At 65.5% G+C, this 16698-nt stretch carries 15 protein-coding genes and 1 pseudogene; 9 read left to right on the plus strand and 7 right to left on the minus strand.

Going from position 1 to position 16698, the window contains the following annotated elements:
• The first annotated feature begins 20 nt into the window (after positions 1 to 20).
• Positions 21 to 461, plus strand: coding sequence for a SufE family protein (locus ACPPVW_RS17230; RefSeq protein ID WP_426624284.1), 441 nt, complete (start codon positions 21 to 23; stop codon positions 459 to 461).
• On the opposite strand, the gene ACPPVW_RS17235 is transcribed toward ACPPVW_RS17230, so the two are convergent.
• From ACPPVW_RS17235 to ACPPVW_RS17245, 3 genes are all read right to left on the minus strand, one after another.
• Complete coding sequence (locus ACPPVW_RS17235; RefSeq protein ID WP_426624285.1) at positions 458 to 802, minus strand: hypothetical protein; 345 nt, start codon at positions 800 to 802, stop codon at positions 458 to 460. The genes ACPPVW_RS17230 and ACPPVW_RS17235 overlap by 4 nt on opposite strands.
• A gap of 142 nt (positions 803 to 944) precedes the next feature.
• On the minus strand, positions 945 to 1739 hold the full coding sequence (locus ACPPVW_RS17240) for a helix-turn-helix domain-containing protein (RefSeq protein WP_426624286.1): 795 nt from the start codon (positions 1737 to 1739) through the stop codon (positions 945 to 947).
• Positions 1736 to 2323 (minus strand): recombinase family protein, encoded by a 588-nt coding sequence (locus ACPPVW_RS17245; protein ID WP_426624287.1) that lies wholly within the window; start codon positions 2321 to 2323, stop codon positions 1736 to 1738. Before ACPPVW_RS17245 ends, ACPPVW_RS17240 begins: the two co-directional genes overlap by 4 nt.
• A 215-nt stretch (positions 2324 to 2538) precedes the next feature.
• On the opposite strand from ACPPVW_RS17245, the gene ACPPVW_RS17250 reads away from it, so the two are divergent.
• The gene (locus ACPPVW_RS17250; RefSeq protein WP_426624288.1) at positions 2539 to 4947 is read left to right on the plus strand and encodes a P-loop NTPase fold protein; all 2409 of its coding nucleotides are present in this window, start codon (positions 2539 to 2541) and stop codon (positions 4945 to 4947) included.
• Between the two features lie 553 nt (positions 4948 to 5500).
• Here the strand turns inward: ACPPVW_RS17250 and ACPPVW_RS17255 are convergent.
• The gene (locus tag ACPPVW_RS17255) at positions 5501 to 6187 is read right to left on the minus strand and encodes a hypothetical protein (protein ID WP_426624289.1); all 687 of its coding nucleotides are present in this window, start codon (positions 6185 to 6187) and stop codon (positions 5501 to 5503) included.
• A gap of 246 nt (positions 6188 to 6433) precedes the next feature.
• Positions 6434 to 7009, minus strand: coding sequence for an SHOCT domain-containing protein (locus ACPPVW_RS17260; protein ID WP_426624290.1), 576 nt, complete (start codon positions 7007 to 7009; stop codon positions 6434 to 6436).
• Between the two features lie 487 nt (positions 7010 to 7496).
• Here ACPPVW_RS17260 and ACPPVW_RS17265 point away from each other — a divergent pair, with 487 nt between their 5' ends.
• The 3 genes and pseudogenes from ACPPVW_RS17265 to ACPPVW_RS17275 form a co-directional block, all read left to right on the plus strand.
• Positions 7497 to 7982: a hypothetical protein gene (locus ACPPVW_RS17265; RefSeq protein ID WP_426624291.1), complete on the plus strand. Its 486-nt coding sequence runs from the start codon at positions 7497 to 7499 to the stop codon at positions 7980 to 7982.
• Positions 7976 to 8593: an RES family NAD+ phosphorylase gene (locus tag ACPPVW_RS17270; protein WP_426624292.1), complete on the plus strand. Its 618-nt coding sequence runs from the start codon at positions 7976 to 7978 to the stop codon at positions 8591 to 8593. The genes ACPPVW_RS17265 and ACPPVW_RS17270 overlap by 7 nt, the downstream gene beginning before the upstream one ends.
• Before the next feature lie 156 nt (positions 8594 to 8749).
• A pseudogene (locus ACPPVW_RS17275) lies at positions 8750 to 8947 on the plus strand (SufE family protein); the annotation flags it as partial.
• An 18-nt stretch (positions 8948 to 8965) separates the two neighbouring features.
• Here ACPPVW_RS17275 and ACPPVW_RS17280 read toward each other — a convergent pair.
• Both ACPPVW_RS17280 and ACPPVW_RS17285 read right to left on the minus strand, forming a co-directional pair.
• Positions 8966 to 10033, minus strand: a complete 1068-nt coding sequence (locus tag ACPPVW_RS17280; RefSeq protein ID WP_426624293.1) for a S66 family peptidase — start codon at positions 10031 to 10033, stop codon at positions 8966 to 8968.
• On the minus strand, positions 10030 to 11253 hold the full coding sequence (locus ACPPVW_RS17285) for an alpha/beta hydrolase family protein (RefSeq protein WP_426624294.1): 1224 nt from the start codon (positions 11251 to 11253) through the stop codon (positions 10030 to 10032). The genes ACPPVW_RS17280 and ACPPVW_RS17285 overlap by 4 nt, the downstream gene beginning before the upstream one ends.
• Positions 11254 to 11353: 100 nt before the next feature.
• On the opposite strand from ACPPVW_RS17285, the gene ACPPVW_RS17290 reads away from it, so the two are divergent.
• The 4 genes from ACPPVW_RS17290 (at position 11354) to ACPPVW_RS17305 (ending at position 16633) form a co-directional block, all read left to right on the plus strand.
• Positions 11354 to 11983 (plus strand): DUF3000 domain-containing protein, encoded by a 630-nt coding sequence (locus tag ACPPVW_RS17290; protein ID WP_426624295.1) that lies wholly within the window; start codon positions 11354 to 11356, stop codon positions 11981 to 11983.
• Positions 11976 to 13172 carry an HRDC domain-containing protein gene (locus ACPPVW_RS17295; protein WP_426624296.1) on the plus strand — a complete coding sequence of 399 codons (1197 nt, stop codon included), beginning with the start codon at positions 11976 to 11978 and terminating at the stop codon, positions 13170 to 13172. Before ACPPVW_RS17290 ends, ACPPVW_RS17295 begins: the two co-directional genes overlap by 8 nt.
• Before the next feature lie 70 nt (positions 13173 to 13242).
• Entirely contained in the window at positions 13243 to 14454 is a 1212-nt protein-coding gene (locus ACPPVW_RS17300) for a thiolase family protein (protein WP_426624297.1), read from the plus strand.
• A 19-nt stretch (positions 14455 to 14473) separates the two neighbouring features.
• Positions 14474 to 16633 carry a 3-hydroxyacyl-CoA dehydrogenase NAD-binding domain-containing protein gene (locus ACPPVW_RS17305; RefSeq protein ID WP_426624298.1) on the plus strand — a complete coding sequence of 720 codons (2160 nt, stop codon included), beginning with the start codon at positions 14474 to 14476 and terminating at the stop codon, positions 16631 to 16633.
• Positions 16634 to 16698 lie beyond the last annotated feature (65 nt).

Raw genomic sequence — 16698 nt, forward strand, 5'->3', positions numbered from 1 at the left:
GGCGAAGGTACCGTTTAAGCATGACCGCCCTCACCGGCACGCTCGCCGAGATCCGCGACGACTTCCAGGCGCTGGAGCAGAACGACCGCCTGCAACTGCTGCTGGAGTTCTCAGACGAGCTCCCCGACCTCCCGGAGCGCTACCGCGACCACCCCGACCTCCTCGAGCGCGTCGAGGAGTGCCAGGCCCCGGTGTTCATCTTCGTGGAGGTGGACGACACGCTGATCGTGCACCTCTTCGCCACCGCGCCCAGGGAGGCGCCGACCACGCGAGGCTTCGCATCGATCCTGGTGCAGGGCCTCGCCGGTCTCACGGCCGACGAGGTGCTGGCGGTGCCCGACGACTTCCCGCAGACACTCGGCCTGACACAGGCCGTCTCGCCCCTGCGCCTTCGCGGGATGTCGGCGCTGCTCGGCCGCGCCAAGCGGCAGGTGCGGGCGAAGCTGGCGGCCGGGTTCTAGCGCCACGCCAGGGAACCCGAACGCGCCAGATCTCTGAACACGAGGTGGCCCCTGACTCGGCTGGTCATGAGCAGATCGATCGAAGCCCGGATCGAAATCCGGGCTGGAGCAGAAGCCTTGAGCGGGTACATGGCCACATCGTCCAGATAGAGCGCTGACCCAATCTCAAGATCGAAATAGCCGTCCGCGTCGCGAGTGGTAAGTTGATCGATCTCACCCAGAAGGCCATCGAGGAGGGCTTCGTTCCGTTGCCGGTCTTGGGCGGACTCCGTCCTCGTCGCGGAGAACCCTTCCGGCCTTGGATATCGGGGCAGTCTTCTCCCGGGATCCGTATCGCTCATTCGGTCAGGATAGTCCGCGGCCTACGACCGGCGGGGATGTAAGGTCGCGGGCTTCTCGGGGAGTAGCGGAACAGGAATGCGCGTTAGCCGGGTTGGGTGAGATTCATGGGTGGAGCGTTCGCGCCGGTCCCTTCGCCCTGGCTTAGCCTGAGTAGCCCCGGTGGGTGTTCTCCTTGATGAACGCCATCAGTGAGTCGCGCGAGATGTACTTCCGGCTGCCGATTTTCGTGTGTTCGATGTCCCCACGGTTGGTTAGCTCGTAGACCGCGGAGTATGGGATACCCAGCGCTGTTCCGGCGTCTTTGAGCGATAGCAGTATCGGCCCGGAGTCCGACAGTGGGTGCGGTCGGATTACCTTCGTTTGCTCGGCTTCGACCACTTCAACTTCGGATGCGGTGGTTTTCCACGAGCCGAAGTAGCCGAATGGCCGATCAAACTCCTCTTGTACCTTGCGAGCTGCGTCTTCTTCATCAGTGGCGCGTACCCAGCGCTCGGCGACTTGCACGCGTGTGACCATGACCTTGTATCTCATGTACGTCTCCTGTTTCTGGACCTGCTTGACGGGCCGCTTCGTTGCTGGGCTCACTGTGCGCTTGGCGCGAACACGCCGCATCGCCCGAGCCGTGGCGCCGATGTGCTCGTCATCAACGGTGACCGCAGTTGGAGTCTCCGGTGGTTGGTTCAGCGGTGTGGGACGTTTGTCGTGTTCGGTTGGCTCAGGCCACACGCGGCCCCGTTCCATTGGCTCGGCACGCCAGGAGGCGCCGTGCCCGGCGACCCGGACCAACGCCCGATTGGCGAGCGCTCTGGCCGTGATCCGGTGCGCGAAGTCGTTGTCGGGATAGACCCCGGGTGGGCAACCGTCCTTGATCCATTCAAGGACGGCGATCTGCGCTGGGTTGAGCTTGATCAGGCTCCGCTCCGGTAGCTCAGTCATGTCGCTGGGTCGAGTGTTCGAGATCGGCGGTAGAAGGTCGCGCGGGACATTCCGAGGTCCCGGGCGATCTGTGCGACCGGTTCGCCGCCGTTCACGAGGTGGAGAGCTCTTCGTATCTGGCTGTCGGTGACGCGTTGTGGTCGGCCGCCGAGGTTCCCGCCGGCGTCGCGACGTTTACTGATCGAGTCCAGGACGCGTTCGCGTTTGATCTCGTGTTCCATCTGCGCCAGGGCGGCCATGATGGTGAACAGCATCGACCCCATCGGTGTGGAGGTATCAACGTCGCCGCCGCCGAGATTGAGCACGCGAAGGCCCGCACCGCGGGCGCGGAGCTCATCGGCGAGGGTGAGCATGTTCTGTGTCGATCGTCCGAGCCGGTCGAGCGTCGTGATGATGAGAGTGTCGTCCGGTTCAAGCGCCTGGAGCGCTTGGTCGAAGCAGGGGCGAGATGCCCGAGAGCCCGAGGCGCCGCGGTCGACATACAGGTCATCACGTCGAACACCAACTGCGAGAAGGTCCTTCTCTTGTCGGCCGGTGGACTGTTGGCGAGTTGAGACGCGCGCGTATCCGATCAGCTTCGCCACAACGCTCCAAGTGTCTCGCAACTAATGGTGGATACGGTGATTCAAGCACACGGTTTCGAGGCATAGTTACGAGACTCCTCGTCCGGCAAGATTCCGCCAATCCGACGCCGACCGGCCTACTAACCCTGAGGCGTCTCGTAGCCCTACGGTTGCGAGGCGGGCACCCGTTCGCCCGATTCTGCCGTTCGAGGGCTGCGCGGCCATACAATCTGGGCATGAGCCTGACACAAGACCCGTATCAAGCTGGTCTTGCTCGGCTCAAGGAGCTTGCCGAGGAACCAGTTTCTGGTCGCAACGAAGACACAACTCGTTTCCAACTTGTCGATGTGCTTCTTACTGAGTGTTTGGGCCACCCGCGGAGCAGCATCACAACGGAAGAGCACGCTCACCCAGGCTTCGCCGACTACATAGTTTCGGCGCCAGGTCGACTACTCGTGATCGAAGCAAAGAGGGAGACTGTCAGCTTCACTCTCCCCGAGGGACTAGCTGGCAGGCCAACGGTTTCGGTTGCAAGCCTCAGGTCGGATCCTGTGACCAGGGCCACGATCGATCAGGTAATCCCTTATGCCCAGCGGCTGGGAATACCCCTTGCAGCGATCGCAAATGGCCATCAGCTTGCGGTTTTCCTCGGCTCGAGGACGGACGGGAAAGACATCGAGTCCGGCGAGGCCCTAGTTTTTGTCTCATTGCAGGACATGGTCGAGCAATATCGCAAGCTCTGGGATCTCCTTAGTCGCGACGCTCTTGTCGAGCGCAGAGCCGTCCAAGTCCTACTTATGGGATCCGCGCATCCCCAGCCGCCCACGAAGTTGTCCTCCACGATCCCTAACTATCCTGGGTTCCGGCCACGTACTGAGCAAGACACGGATCTGAAGATTCTCTCGACGATCTTCATCCAAGACATCGAAGGCAACGCCGAGGTCTCAGACGAGTTCTTGCGGGAGTGCTATTACAACAGCGGGACGTTGTCGCAGTACGCCTTCATCAGCAAGGAAATACTAAAAAGCAGATACAAGAGTCTTCCAGCGGCTATCGGCATTGAGACTGAACCCCTTCGTGGAAAGAAGGGCCTCAGCCCCTCCTTCCACGGGGACCTCATTGCCGCGGCCGTCACGAGCAAACCTATCGTTCTGCTCGGTGACGTCGGGGTTGGAAAGACGATGTTCATTCGCCATCTGCTTCGGGTCGAAGCAAGTGACGAACTCGCGAGGAGCCTGGTTTTTTACGTCGACTTCGCCAGGGAGCCTGCCTTGCAGTCGGCCCTGCAAGAGCACATCGTCGACTCGATTGTGGAGCAGCTCGAGGGTGACTATGGTTACGAACTCTTTGAAAACAAGTTCGTTCGAGCGATTTACAACTCGGAGTTGAATAAATTCCGCAGGGGCATTCACGGTCCACTGCGCGACACGAACCCAGAGCGCTTCGCTGAACTTGAGATCGAAGAGCTGGTGAAACTGACCGCGGACAGAAGTCGCCATCTTGAAAAAGCGCTTCGACATCTAGATGCTACCGCCGGCCGAAAGACCGTCATCGTTCTGGACAATATCGACCAGCGCTCCCGCGAGTTTCAAGACCAGGTCTTTGTAATCGCGCAGGCGCTGAGTGCTTCCCTTCGGGCGACGGTCTTTGTTTCGCTACGCCCATCTACCTTCTTCGACTCCAAGCTGCGGGGTTCACTGGCGGCCTATCAGCCGCGCGCCTTCCATGTCGCGCCGCCGAGGGTCTCAGAAGTCGTTCGGAAGCGGTTGAAGTTTGCTAGGACACAACTGGAACAGGAGCGAGAGAGTTCATCTGCTCTGAGCTTGAATTCGGGTGACCTGTCCGCCTACCTTGACGCACTCGATGCGGGCTTCGCAAGCAATAACTCCCTTGTTGAGTTCTTGGAGAACATGAGCGGAGGCAACATACGATTGGCTCTCGAGTATCTCTCCGCCTTCATTGGCAGCGGCTATGTGGACACGCAGCGAATCTTGACTGTCGCCGCCGCCGGAGACACATATACCATCCCTGTTCATGAGTTCATCCGCGCCATAGTAAACGGCGAAAACGATCTCTATGACCCACGATCGAGTCGCATCGTAAACATTTTTGACGTCTGCATTGGGGATTCAAGAGAGCACTTTTTAATGCCTCTTCTGCTGGCCCACCTCCACGCTGAAGGAGAGTCAAAGGGTACAGATGGTTTCGTTTCCGGCGAGGAGCTCTACCCCACTGCACAAAGCTGGGGCTTTCTGCCGGAACAAATCAAATGGCATCTGGACCGAGGGGTAACCCACGGCTTGATAGAGACCGATCCTGGCAAGGAGGAAGCTGGCCCATATCGAGTGAGCAGCATCGGCGCCTACATGCAGAAGCAAATGGTCACGTTGTTTTCCTACGTGGACGCAATGATCGTGGACACTCCCATCTTCGATCCGACCTTTCGTAGCGAGATTCTCGACGTTCGTGCGATCGAGGGTCGCCTCGATAGGGCCACCGCTTTCAAGGACTACTTGGATAAGATTTGGGAACTCTTCCCGAGTCCAGAGTCGCTAAGTTTCGACTGGAACATCCAAGGTGCGCGCCTTCATGCCGACATCGAAGAGGCTCGCTTCAAAGCGATTCGCGCGCGAAACCGTCGCTGATTCACACGACTGTGAAACAGAGTGTCTCGCAACCATCTTGTCTCATAATCCATGCGTTTCGTGACAGCACCACCCACTAACACGAAGACCCGCCCCGCCCTGCTTGTCGGTCTGGGGCACCTTCAGGACTAACGGGGCCCCCATCGCGCACTCTCACGCCGACGCGCCTGGGTCCCCAGCACCGTCGGTATCCGATGATGCTGGGCGGCGCTGAGCAGAATGCCGCCGCCCACCGGCGCCGGCCGATCGCCCTGCCCGACCAGGTGGTGGCCGCGACCGGCTGCCACCGCGATGGGGACCGCCCGTCCCGGCGCACGCAGGTGCCGGTGCAGATCGCCTACGCGACGTCGAACTCGTCGACGCCGTGTCGATCGCTTGGATACCCGGCGGGGCGGTCCTGCTGCGGTACACCCTGGGCGGGGAACGATTCCCGGCGTACGTGTGGGTGTAGTGCCTCGGGCGTGCACTTGAAGTAGCTTCCGCGAGCAGGCCGCAGTGGACCTTCCCGCCGCCATGCCGATCGGGCCACACCAGCTTGACAAGGTCATGCTAATCAGCGACGAATCTCTGCAACATGCTCGGCAATAGCTCGTAGTGCATGCACTGCGTTCTTGGCCTGTGCTTCTATGTTCTGCCCGGACGTTGTTGCGCCCTTGGCAGGCGCTGGAGTGAGCTTTGGGTACTCTGTCAAGTCATATCGAAGACGATCCTCGTAGGCACGTTTGCCCCGGTCATCACCCGCCTGCCATGTGTATGTCGTTGTTATCTCTCCCGCGATCGGAGCCCCGAAGTCACCGGGAGGACTCGCGTCTTCCGAGCTGGGCAGGCGCCAGAAGATGCGTCGCCGTGCTCCCGGCGCAAGATCGAAACCGGATTCGAACAATCGTCCAAGTGCCGGGCCGATTTCGTCCGCGGCAGATTGTGCCTGAAATGAGTCATCCACGAGACTTATTTTGAGGTCTCGAGCTGTTGCCCTTCCGAAGTTCTCGATGACGAGGTCGAACGAGGGTGGCCCGCCCAGGCCGGGGACGAGGTCCACGCCGATGTACGGTCTCGTCTGTTCTTCGCTATCCTGCGCTTCACGTGCAGATGCTAGGCGCATCTGTGTCGCAGTCTGGCGAATCTGCGCGTAGGCAAACACGATCGCAAGGATCGCAACGAGCACCCCAACTGCGGTCGCGACGGCCTCGATCCAGGCCGGGATAATTTCGGGGGGCAGCTCCGATACAGCAATCCACATGCCGCCAACGTATCTGCTGTGGGCCTATTAGACGGTCGTTCGAATGTCGTTAGCGCGTTCACTCCGACGCCGCGGTCGCCCTCACCCATGCATCGACTCTTCTGACTATCTCGAGCTCGGTCGGCGTTGTTGCTCGATCACAGCCGACTCGGCGATCTCATAGAGCCCACTGAAACTCTGGGATCGGTCGGGTCTGCTGAACGCAGACCCGTCGGATCGAGAACGGGCTTGCCGGGGGTTGAATAGTCAGAGCCGCGAAAGGAGTTCTGCCTTCTTGGCATCAAATTCGTTGTCGGTGAGAACCCCGGCGTCACGCAACTCCCCGAGCTTCTTGATCGACGCAATAATCGCGTCGGCTTCGCCCCCGTCACTTGGTGCGGCGACAGCGGCCGCTGGCATGCTGAGCGAATGGATGCGCTCCATGATGAAGCTGACGGCTTCGCGGAACCGGTCCGCGTCCCTCTTGGAGTTCAGCGACACACAGTTCGCGGCCTTGCTTGGATCGGTCCCCTTTTTGGTCGACCAGTAGCTCTTGTCGGTGTTCTGCATGCCCCCGGCACTGACCTCGAAATAGCCGGATAGCGCGCCGAACTTCACCTGCGCGCCTGCGACCGACTGGTAGCTCTGCTGGAAGGAGTTCCCGCCGAGCGTCTGCCCGGTCATGAAGCCCTTCTTGACGATGAGCACGCGCCGGTCAGTGCAGACCAACGCCTCCTTATACGCGCCCTTGATCTTGACGTGGATGACCTCACCGGGCGAGAGCAAAGCCGTCACCGCCTCCTCAAGTCCGCTCGGCAACTCGTCGATCAGATTCTCGGGCACGACATCCTCCTGGTCTACCAAGGCCGTACCGCCCCCGCCTAAGCCAACCTTCTGCCGACACGGCGAGGAGGCCCCTGAGTGGGTGCGGCTTTCGCTGGCGCAAATGCCAAACGGGCCACTCGCGAGGCGGGGTGTTCCAAATGATGATCGCCTCAACACGATTTGGCAATACACGTACATGGAAAACCACCATCAGCGATTCGCTAAGCCTTCTCACGAGCCGCCCGCGCCTGGACAGAAATGGGGCCGCTCCTCTCAGCAGCGATCACACGTCTTTGGCTTGCGGCGTGGCTCGGTGCGGTATTACCCTGTCCTTCTCACGAAACCTTCGATAGACTCGTGTGTAGGAATTGGAGGATCCATGGCAACCTTGGAGAGGCACTCACTCGACGGTGTTCCGCACCGCGGGTTCTCGCGCGTGCGTCAGGCGCTCTTGGAAGAAGCGGGGGTCGACCTGACTCCGGAGGAGGTCAGTCGCGTTGTCGAGATGGCGCGCGAGCGCAGCGCTCTCGATCAGTTGTCCGACGCAATGGCGAGGTTCAGCGCTTTGCCGCCAGCTACCGCCCGAGCCGCCCAGGCGACCGAGAACGCCATCAGAGCGATCGATCGCGAGTTCGACCTCTTGACCAGCGTGCAGGTTGCGGAGCTGCTCGGGTCCTCGTCGAAGCCGGAGGCCGCGCGCTCACTCGCGAACGACATGCGTGGCCGCGGCGAACTGCTCTATGTGCGCAGGCTCAACAAGTATCTCTATCCAGGCTTCCAGTTCGACCGCTCCGTCGGACGTGTGCGCTCGATCGTGAAGAGCCTGGTGCAACTGGCGAAGGCGAGCGGGTGGGATGTCGAAGACGTCGTGCTGTGGTTGTGCTCGCCAACAACCTATTTCGAGGACGAGTCCCGCCCGGTCGACCATGTCGACAGTGACCCGGACCAGGTTCTGGAGATAGCTCAGCGCGCATGGGACGTCGAGTGGTAGTTCCTGACCCGCCGCGGCCTTTCGATCCCGATCTGTTCGAGCTGCCAGCGGGTCAGGAACTGTTCCGCGTGCACAACAAATCCAGGCACGGACATGATTCCAACCCCGGGGTCGGTCAGCCCACCCGGTTCGCGTTCTTCGGCGACCCTGTCGTACCTGCTATGTACGCGGCACAGACCGAGCGTGCGGCGATCGCAGAGACTCTCCTCCACGACATTCCGCTAGTAGGCGGACAGCTCACGCCCTCCGCTTACCGAGACAAACTAATGTCGCGACTCACCGTCAACCGAGACCTGCGCATGGCCTCGCTGATGGGCCTGGGCCTGCGCCGACTGGGTGTGAGCGCAGATCAGGTCACCGCAACGGCGGCCGCGCACTACGAGCGCACCGTTCTGTGGGCCGAGGCCGCCTATGAGGCCGGGTTCGATGGCGTCGCCTACATGAGTCGCCAATGCAACTCGGACCGGGCGTACGTCTTTTTCGGCGACCGGACGGACGACGCTTTTGACCTTGATCCGTCGTACCGGTGGAATTTCGGCGATCCGCTGGATGGTCGACCGCAACTCATCACTTTCTGCAACGTGCTCGGCGTCGAGGTTCTCGTCCGCTGACATCCAGCGCGCCGCTACTCGAGCGTGAGCACGCGCAGCGGCCGGTGATCCTCCGGAATTGCGGCGCTCAGCGACTCGCGGGCACTCTCCGTAGTCGCCTCCCATAGCCTCGATCACCTCAGGAAGAGTCGGTCGGACCAATCGACATCGTTCGTCGCACCCACCACGCGAGGCTTCGCGTCGATCCTGGTGCAGGGCCTCGCCGGTCTCACGGCCGACGAGGTGCTGGCGGTGCCCGACGACTTCCCGCAGACACTCGGCCTGACGCAGGCCGTCTCGCCCCTGGGCCTCCGCGGGATGTCGGCGCTGCTCGGCCGCACCAAGCGGCAGGTGCGGGCGAAGCTGGCGGCCTGAGGGCGCCGGACCCGGGCGTCACCGCCCGGGGCGCCTGTAGTCGGCGAACACGCGCCGGCGAGCGCCGTCCAGGGTGATGCTCCCGCCGTACGGGACGACCCATTGCGGGGTCGTGTGCCCGAACGGGACCCCGACGCACACGACCGCGTCGGGGTTGTACTCGGCGACGGTCTCGATCACCGCGTCGCGCTGGGCCGCGCGCAGCCGCTCACGTTCGGTCGCCTCGGGTCGCTGTTCGAAGGTGCTCACCGGCGGCCTGGCCGCCAGCACGCCGGCGAGCGGTGCGAGGAGACCGCGCTCCCCGAGAGCGCGGAGCGTATAGCGCACCCAGTGAGCGGGCGGCGTCAGCTCGCTGGTCTCGAGCAGGAGCACCGCACCCTCCAAGGCCGACGGTGCGAACGGGAAGCGGTCGGCGAGCAGGATCCAGTCGACGACCTCCAGGCAGCCGCCCCAGGTGCTGCCGGTGACGCTCCGGGTAGGGCCGGCCCAGGAGAACCCTGTCGTCGGCTCGCGCTCGCCGGTCTCGGACAGCGCCCGAGGGTCGCCCCAATCCGTCCCGAAGTCCTCGGACTCCCCCGGGTCGGTCAGCTCGAGCGTCTCGCCGCCAAGCAGGGCTGCGCGCAGCGATCGCACGTGGAGGTCGTCCACTCGCGGCCCCGGGCCGAGGTGCACCTGGGTGCTCCCGCCGTAGAAGCCGGCCACTCCCGCGCCCCAGAGCCAGTGGAGGAGGTTGGTGTTGTCGCTGTAGCCGAGGAACGGCTTCGGATCCGCGAGCACGGCCTCCCGGTCGAGGTGCGGGATCACACGGATCTGGTCGTCCCCGCCGAGTGTCGCGATCACCGCGCGGATGCGGGGATCCGCGAAGGCCGCGTTGAGATCCCTGGCACACTCCTGCGGCGACGCGCCGACCTGCCGCGTCGTCGGGTACTCCACCGGAACGAGCCCGGTCAGCTCCTCCAGCCGGCGCATCGCCTGCTCGTGGACCGCCGGCCAGCGGCCGGGCGCGGCGAACGACGGCGACACCACCGCGATGCGCTCCCCTGGCCGGGCCACGGGCGGGACGACCGGACGATGCGCGCCCGTCACGCCTGCGCGTCCAGTTGCTGCGCCTCCCGCTGGTGCGCCTCCAGCCACTGGCGGATCGCCGTCGCCCACTTCGCCTCGTCGTAGTTCCAGAGCTTGGTGTGCAGTGCGACCGTGAACGGCACGAACGTGACGATGTCGCTGCGCGCCTTGGCGAGCGCGCGCGAGCCGGTGTCCGGCACGAACCCGTCGTCCTCGCTGTGCAGGACGAGCATCGGGAGGCTGAGATCTGCCGCGCGCGCGACGAAGTCCATGCTGCGCAAGTCGATCGGGGCTCCGAGTCCCGTGATCGGCCCGCTCCAGTCCGCTTCGATCAGACGGATCGCGCCGCGCGCGATCGGGTCGGGGAGGCGGAGCAGGTTGGCCTGGTACTCCAGCGTGTCAATCCAGTCGATCACGGGCGATTCCAGCACGAGCCCCGTCACACGGCCGAGATTCTGCGACCGCGTCACCGTCTGCAGCACCACCGCGCCGCCCATCGACCAGCCCATCAGGACGATCGAGCGGGCGCCCTGGGAGGCCGCGTAGCGGATCGCGGCGTCGATGTCGCGCCACTCCGTGCCGCCGAGCCCGTAGCGGCGGTCGGCGCTCTCGGGCGCGTCGCCGTCGTTGCGGTACGACGCGAGCAGGCAGGTCCAGCCGGCGTCGTGGAACGTGCGCACCGCGCGCAGACCCTCCTGGCGGGTGGCGCCCCAGCCGTGCACCTGGATGACCCAGCGATCGGAGCCCGCGTCGTCGGCGGCCGGGAAGACCCACGCCGGCGCCACTCCCAGATCCGTCTCGATCTCGACGCTCGTGACCGGCAGGCCGAGCTCCTCGGGATCCAGGTAGTAGTAGCCGGTGGTCCGTGCTCGCCCGGGTCCCAGGTCGCCGAACTCGACGCGTTCGAGCTCGCGCACGACCGTGCCGTCGCGGCGCTCCAGGAGGCCGCCGAGCTTCGCATAGCCGGACCCGGAGCCGAACCAGAGCCCGAAGCGGCCGGGCATCGCGGCATCCGGGGTGTCCCGCAGCGTGATCGTGCCGCCCACGGGGTCGACGGCACGGACGACCTCCCGCGACGGGCGCCTGCGCACAGGGGTGATGACGGTGCGCGCGACGCGTGCCATCGTGACCGCGGTACCGGCCACGGTGAGGAGGACGAGCCCTCCGGCGAGCGCGGCGGTGACGCCGACCGCCCTCCCGAATGCGCTGTGTCGGCCGGATTCGCTGCTCGTCGTCACCATGGGCCACAGCGTAGCGGGGCCGCGGGAGCGCGTCTTCAGGACATCCTCAGGCGGCGTGCCTTACCGGCGCAAGCGCCCAAAGGCTTCTAGTGTTCGTAGCGTGTCGACACCAACGACCCCGAACCTCCCCGGGGAGCCGCACCTGCCAGGGGAGCCGCACCTGCCAGAAGAGTACCGGGCCGCCCTGCAGTCCATCCGCAGTGCTCACGCACGTCCGGAACTCGTGGTCACGGAGATCCCGGCGCCGGCTCAGCTCGCGCCTTTCTCCGTAGCGCTGGCCGCCGATGTGCTGCCCGCGCGGCACGGCGACGACTCGGACCTCGGAACCGGGCGCTTCATCCTGCTCTACGACCCCGACGAGCCGGAGGCGTGGGGCGGGCGGTTCCGGGTCGTCTGCTTCGCGCAGGCCCCTCTCGAGACCGACATCGGGCTCGACCCCTTCCTCGCCGACGTCGCCTGGTCGTGGCTGGTCGATGCGCTCGACGCGCGGCACGCGCGCTACACCGCAGCCAGCGGCACTGCGACCAAGATCATCTCCACCGGCTTCGGCGAGCTCGCCAGCCAGGGCGACGGCGCCCAGATCGAGCTGCGGGCCTCGTGGAGCCCGCTGGAGACCGACCTGGCCGCACACGTCGAAGGCTGGGGCGAGCTGCTCTGCATGCTGGCCGGCCTCCCACCGACAGGAGAGGGCGTGAGCCTGCTGAACACGAGACGGTCACCGCGTGGCTGAGCACATCGTCATCGAAACCCGGGACGGCTACCGCGCGGCCGTCGACCGGATCGTCGCGGGAGACGGGCCGATCGCGGTCGACGCCGAGCGCGCGAGCGGCTTCCGCTACTCGCAGCGGGCCTATCTCATCCAGATGTTCCGGCGCGGCTCGGGGACCTTCCTGTTCGACCCGCCCGCGATCGGCCGCTTCGACGAGCTGAACGAGGCGATCGCGGCCGACGAGTGGGTGCTGCACGCCGCCACGCAAGACCTGACCTGCCTGCGCGAGGTCGGGCTCGACCCCGTCAACATCTTCGACACCGAGCTCGCCGCCCGCCTGCTCGGGATGCCGCGCGTCGGACTCGGCACGGTCGTGGAGGAGCTGCTCGGCATCCACCTCGCCAAGGAGCACAGCGCTGCCGACTGGTCGACACGTCCGCTGCCGCAGCCGTGGCTCGACTACGCCGCGCTCGACGTCGAGCTGCTCCCCGATCTCCGGGACGCGATCGCCGGCCTCCTGGTCGAGTCGGGCAAGACGGAGATCGCCCGGCAGGAGTTCGGCGACGAGCTGACCCGCGAGCTGGCCGCGCCGCGTAGCGAGCCGTGGCGTCGGCTGTCCGGCATCCACTCGATCCGCGGCATCCGCAACCTCGCGGTCGCGCGCGAGCTCTGGACGAGCCGCGATGCCCTCGCCCGCCAGCTCGACGTGGCCCCGGGCCGGCTCGTCCCCGACGCCTCCCTCACCGCCGCCGCCAAGGCGATGCCGGACAGCAAACGCGCGCTCGCCGCGATGCGCGAGTTCACCGGCCGAGCGAGCCGCACGGAGCTGGACCGTTGGTGGTCGGCCATCGAGGCCGGACGCACGACCGACGACCTCCCCGTGCTGCGCGGCACCGGTGAGAGCCTGCCTCCGCCGCGAGCCTGGGCCGACCGCAACCCGGAGGCCGACGCCCGGCTCAAGGGCGCGCGCGCCGCGCTGACGGCAGTGGCAGAGGAGCTCTCGCTTCCGTTGGAGAACCTGCTCACCCCTGATACACTACGCCGGGTCGCGTGGGATCCCCCCGCGGAGGTCACTCCCGAATCGATCGCCGAGGCGCTCGCTCAGCAGGGTGCACGGCGGTGGCAGATTGAGGCAACCTCACAGTCGATCGCCAGGGCGTTTGTGGAAAGCAACCAAAAGCCCGACGACGCGTCCGAAGCGGTTTCGTAGAAAGAATCAAACGATTCCCACCCGCACTGCCGGCCTCCTAGGATCGATGGCGACCTGATTGGGAGGCACTGTGGCCGAAAGAACAGAAGTCGTGTTCGTCGACGGAGTCCGTACTCCGTTTGGACGTGCGGGCGAAAAAGGGCAGTACTGGAACACCCGCGCGGACGACCTGGTCGTCAAGGCCATGATCGCCCTGCTCGAGCGGAATCCGAACGTGCCCAAGGACCGCATCGACGATGTCGCCATCGCCGCGACGACGCAGCAGGGCGACCAGGGGCTCACCCTCGGTCGCACGGGGGCGCTGCTCGCCGGACTGCCGAAGTCGGTGCCCGGATTCGCGATCGACCGGATGTGCGCCGGCGCCATGACCAGCGTCACGACGCTCGGCTCCGGCATCGCGTTCGGCAGCTACGATCTGGTGATCGCCGGAGGTGTCGAGCACATGGGACGCCACCCGATGGGCTTCGGCGCCGACCCGAACCCGCGCTTCCTGTCGGAGCGCATGGTCGCGGAGGACGCCCTCAACATGGGCATGACCGCCGAGCGCATCCACGACAGGTTCCCCGCGCTCACCAAGGAGCGCTCCGACCGCTTCGCGCTGGGCAGCCAGCAGAAGACCGCCGCGGCGTACGCGACTGACAAGCTGCAGCCCGACCTGGTCTCGGTGGCCATCCGCTCGGAGCAGGGCTGGGGTCTCGCGACGCAAGACGAAGGCATGCGCCCGGAGACCACGATGGAGGGCCTTGCCACGCTGAAGACCCCGTTCCGACCGCACGGTCGAGTGACCGCGGGCAACGCGTCGCCGCTCACCGACGGCGCCACCGCCAGCCTCCTGGCGTCCTCCGACGCCGTGAAGGAGTTCGGCCTCACACCCAAGATGCGGATGGTCAGCTTCGCGTTCGCCGGGGTCGAGCCGGAGATCATGGGCATCGGTCCGGTGCCCTCGACCGAGAAAGCCCTGCGCAAGGCGGGGCTCACGATCGACGACATCGGCCTGTTCGAGCTGAACGAGGCGTTCGCCATCCAGGTGCTGTCGTTCCTCGACCACTTCGGCATCGACGACCAGGACCCGCGCGTCAACAAGTGGGGCGGCGCGATCGCGATCGGTCACCCCCTCGCCGCCAGCGGCGTGCGCCTGATGATCCAGCTCGCGCGCCAGTTCGAGGAGCACCCGGAAGTCCGCTACGGACTGACCGCGATGTGCGTCGGCCTCGGCCAGGGCGGCACCGTGATCTGGGAGAACTCGAACTACGACAAGCGCGCGGCGCGGAAGGCCTCCTGAGGAAGGGAAACACACAGACGTGACCGACTACAGCACCATCGACTTCTCCCCGCTCGTAGAACTCACCACCGACGAGGTCGTCACCCACTCCTACGTGAAAGACGTGCCGCTGCCCAGCGGCAAGACCCTCGCGCTGGTCACCCTCGACAACGACCGGGACCACACCCGGCCGAACACGATGGGCCCGGCCACCCTCCTCGAGCTCGGGAAGACCTTCGACGAGCTGACCGAGCGCGCCTCCCGCGGCGAGATCGACGCGGTCGCCGTCACCGGCAAGCCGTTCATCCTCGCCGCCGGGGCCGATCTCAGCCGTGTGAGCGACATCCCGAGCGTGGAGGTGGCCAAGCTGCTCCCCCAGCTCGGCCACTACGTGCTCGGCAAGCAGGCGACCTTCGGCGTCCCGTCGTTCGTGTTCACCAACGGCCTCGCGCTCGGCGGCGGCGTGGAGATCGGACTCAACGCCGACTACCGCACCATCGACCGCAACGCCGCCGCGTTCGCGCTCCCCGAGGTCTTCCTCGGACTCATCCCCGGCTGGGGCGGCGCGACGATCCTCCCGAACCTGATCGGCATCGAGAACGCCCTCAAGGTCGTCATCGAGAACCCGCTCAAGCAGAACCGGATGCTGAAGCCGCAGGAGGTGTTCGACCTCGGCATCGCCGACGCGATCTTCGACTCGGCGAACTTCCTCGAGGACTCGCTGAAGTGGGCGGACAAGGTGCTCGCCGGCGCGATCGAGGTCAAGCGCCCGAACGTGCCGGGCAAGGTCGAGCGGATGGTCAAGTGGGACGCCGCGATCGGCATCGCCCGCAAGACGCTGGAGAGCCGCATCGGCACCGTCCCGAAGTCGCCGTACAAGGCGCTCGACCTCCTCAAGGCCGCCAAGTCCAACGACCGCGCCGCCGGCTTCGAACTGGAGGACGACGCGCTCGCCGAGCTCATCTCGGGCGACCAGTTCCAGGCAAGCATCTACGCCTTCAACCTCGTGCAGAAGCGCGCGAAGCGCCCGGCAGGCGCACCCGACAAGAAGGTCGCGAAGAAGGTCACCAAGATCGGCGTCGTCGGCGCCGGCTACATGGCCAGGCAGTTCGCGCTGCTGTTCGTGCGCCGCCTCCGGGTGCCGGTCGTCATCACCGACCTCGACCAGGCCCATGTCGACAAGGGCGTGGCGTACATCCATGACGAGATCGGCACGCTGCAGGAGAAGCGCCGCATTTCGCCCGACGAGGCCAACCGCCTGCGCGCTCTGGTCACGGGCACGACCGACAAGGCGGATTTCGCCGACTGCGACTGGGTCATCGAGGCCGTGTTCGAAGAGCTCTCCGTCAAACAGAACGTCTTCGCGGAGGTCGAGCAGTACCTGTCCGACGAGGCCGTCCTGGCGACCAACACCTCCTCGCTGTCGGTCGAGCAGATCGGCGCGAAGCTGAAGCACCCGGAGCGCCTGGTCGGCTTCCACTTCTTCACCCCGGTCGCGGTCATGCCGCTGATCGAGGTCGTGAAGACGCCGCACACCGACGAGGCAACGCTGTCCACAGCGATGGTCACGGCGGCGGCCCTCAAGAAGAGCGCGGTCATCACGGCCGACACCCCCGGGTTCGTCGTGAACCGGGTGCTGGCGAAGATCCTCGGCGAGGCGATGCACGCCGTCGACGACGGCACGCCGTTCGAAACGGTCGATAAGGCGTTCGCGCCACTCGGCCTCCCGATGGCGCCCTCCGTGCTGCTCGACCTGGTCGGCCTCACGGTCGGCGCTCACGTGCTCGACACGCACCACGCGGCCTTCCCCGACCGGTTCTACCGCAGTGAGAACCTCCACCGGCTCGCGGAGCACGGAACACTGCTGGAGAAGGACGTCAAGGGCAAGGTCAAGGGCCTCGACAAGGGGGCGGCGAAGATCCTGGCAGGCGGCAAGAACCCGTGGAGCGAGCGGGAGATCCTGCGCCGGCTGGAGGACGGTCTGGCCGACGAGATCCACCGCATGCTCGTGGACGACCACGTCGTCGAGGCGGCGGAGGACATCGACCTGTGCATGGTCCTCGGCGCGGGCTTCCCGTTCCAGATGGGCGGCATCGCGCCGTACCTCGACCGAGTCGGCGCGTCCGAGCGGGCCTTCGGGGACACCTTCCACCACCCGCCCGTGCGGGGCGTGATCGCGGCGGTGGAGGCTGTCGCGTAGCCCGCGAGCACCCGCCGAATACGACCGAGACCGCCGAGTACGCACAGAATCCGCGTACTCGGCGG

Origin of the sequence: Leifsonia sp. McL0607 (genome assembly GCF_049993355.1) — a bacterium.
Taxonomy (GTDB): domain Bacteria; phylum Actinomycetota; class Actinomycetes; order Actinomycetales; family Microbacteriaceae; genus Leifsonia.

Excerpts from the sequence above, each read along its gene's own strand:
- ACPPVW_RS17240 (WP_426624286.1), bottom strand. The coding sequence starts at position 1,739 with ATGACTGAGCTACCGGAGCGGAGCCTGATCAAGCTCAACCCAGCGCAG.
- ACPPVW_RS17235 (WP_426624285.1), bottom strand. The coding sequence starts at position 802 with ATGAGCGATACGGATCCCGGGAGAAGACTGCCCCGATATCCAAGGCCG.
- ACPPVW_RS17250 (WP_426624288.1), top strand. The coding sequence starts at position 2,539 with ATGAGCCTGACACAAGACCCGTATCAAGCTGGTCTTGCTCGGCTCAAG.
- ACPPVW_RS17285 (WP_426624294.1), bottom strand. The coding sequence starts at position 11,253 with ATGGTGACGACGAGCAGCGAATCCGGCCGACACAGCGCATTCGGGAGG.
- ACPPVW_RS17255 (WP_426624289.1), bottom strand. The coding sequence starts at position 6,187 with ATGTGGATTGCTGTATCGGAGCTGCCCCCCGAAATTATCCCGGCCTGG.
- ACPPVW_RS17265 (WP_426624291.1), top strand. The coding sequence starts at position 7,497 with ATGGCGCGCGAGCGCAGCGCTCTCGATCAGTTGTCCGACGCAATGGCG.
- ACPPVW_RS17230 (WP_426624284.1), top strand. The coding sequence starts at position 21 with ATGACCGCCCTCACCGGCACGCTCGCCGAGATCCGCGACGACTTCCAG.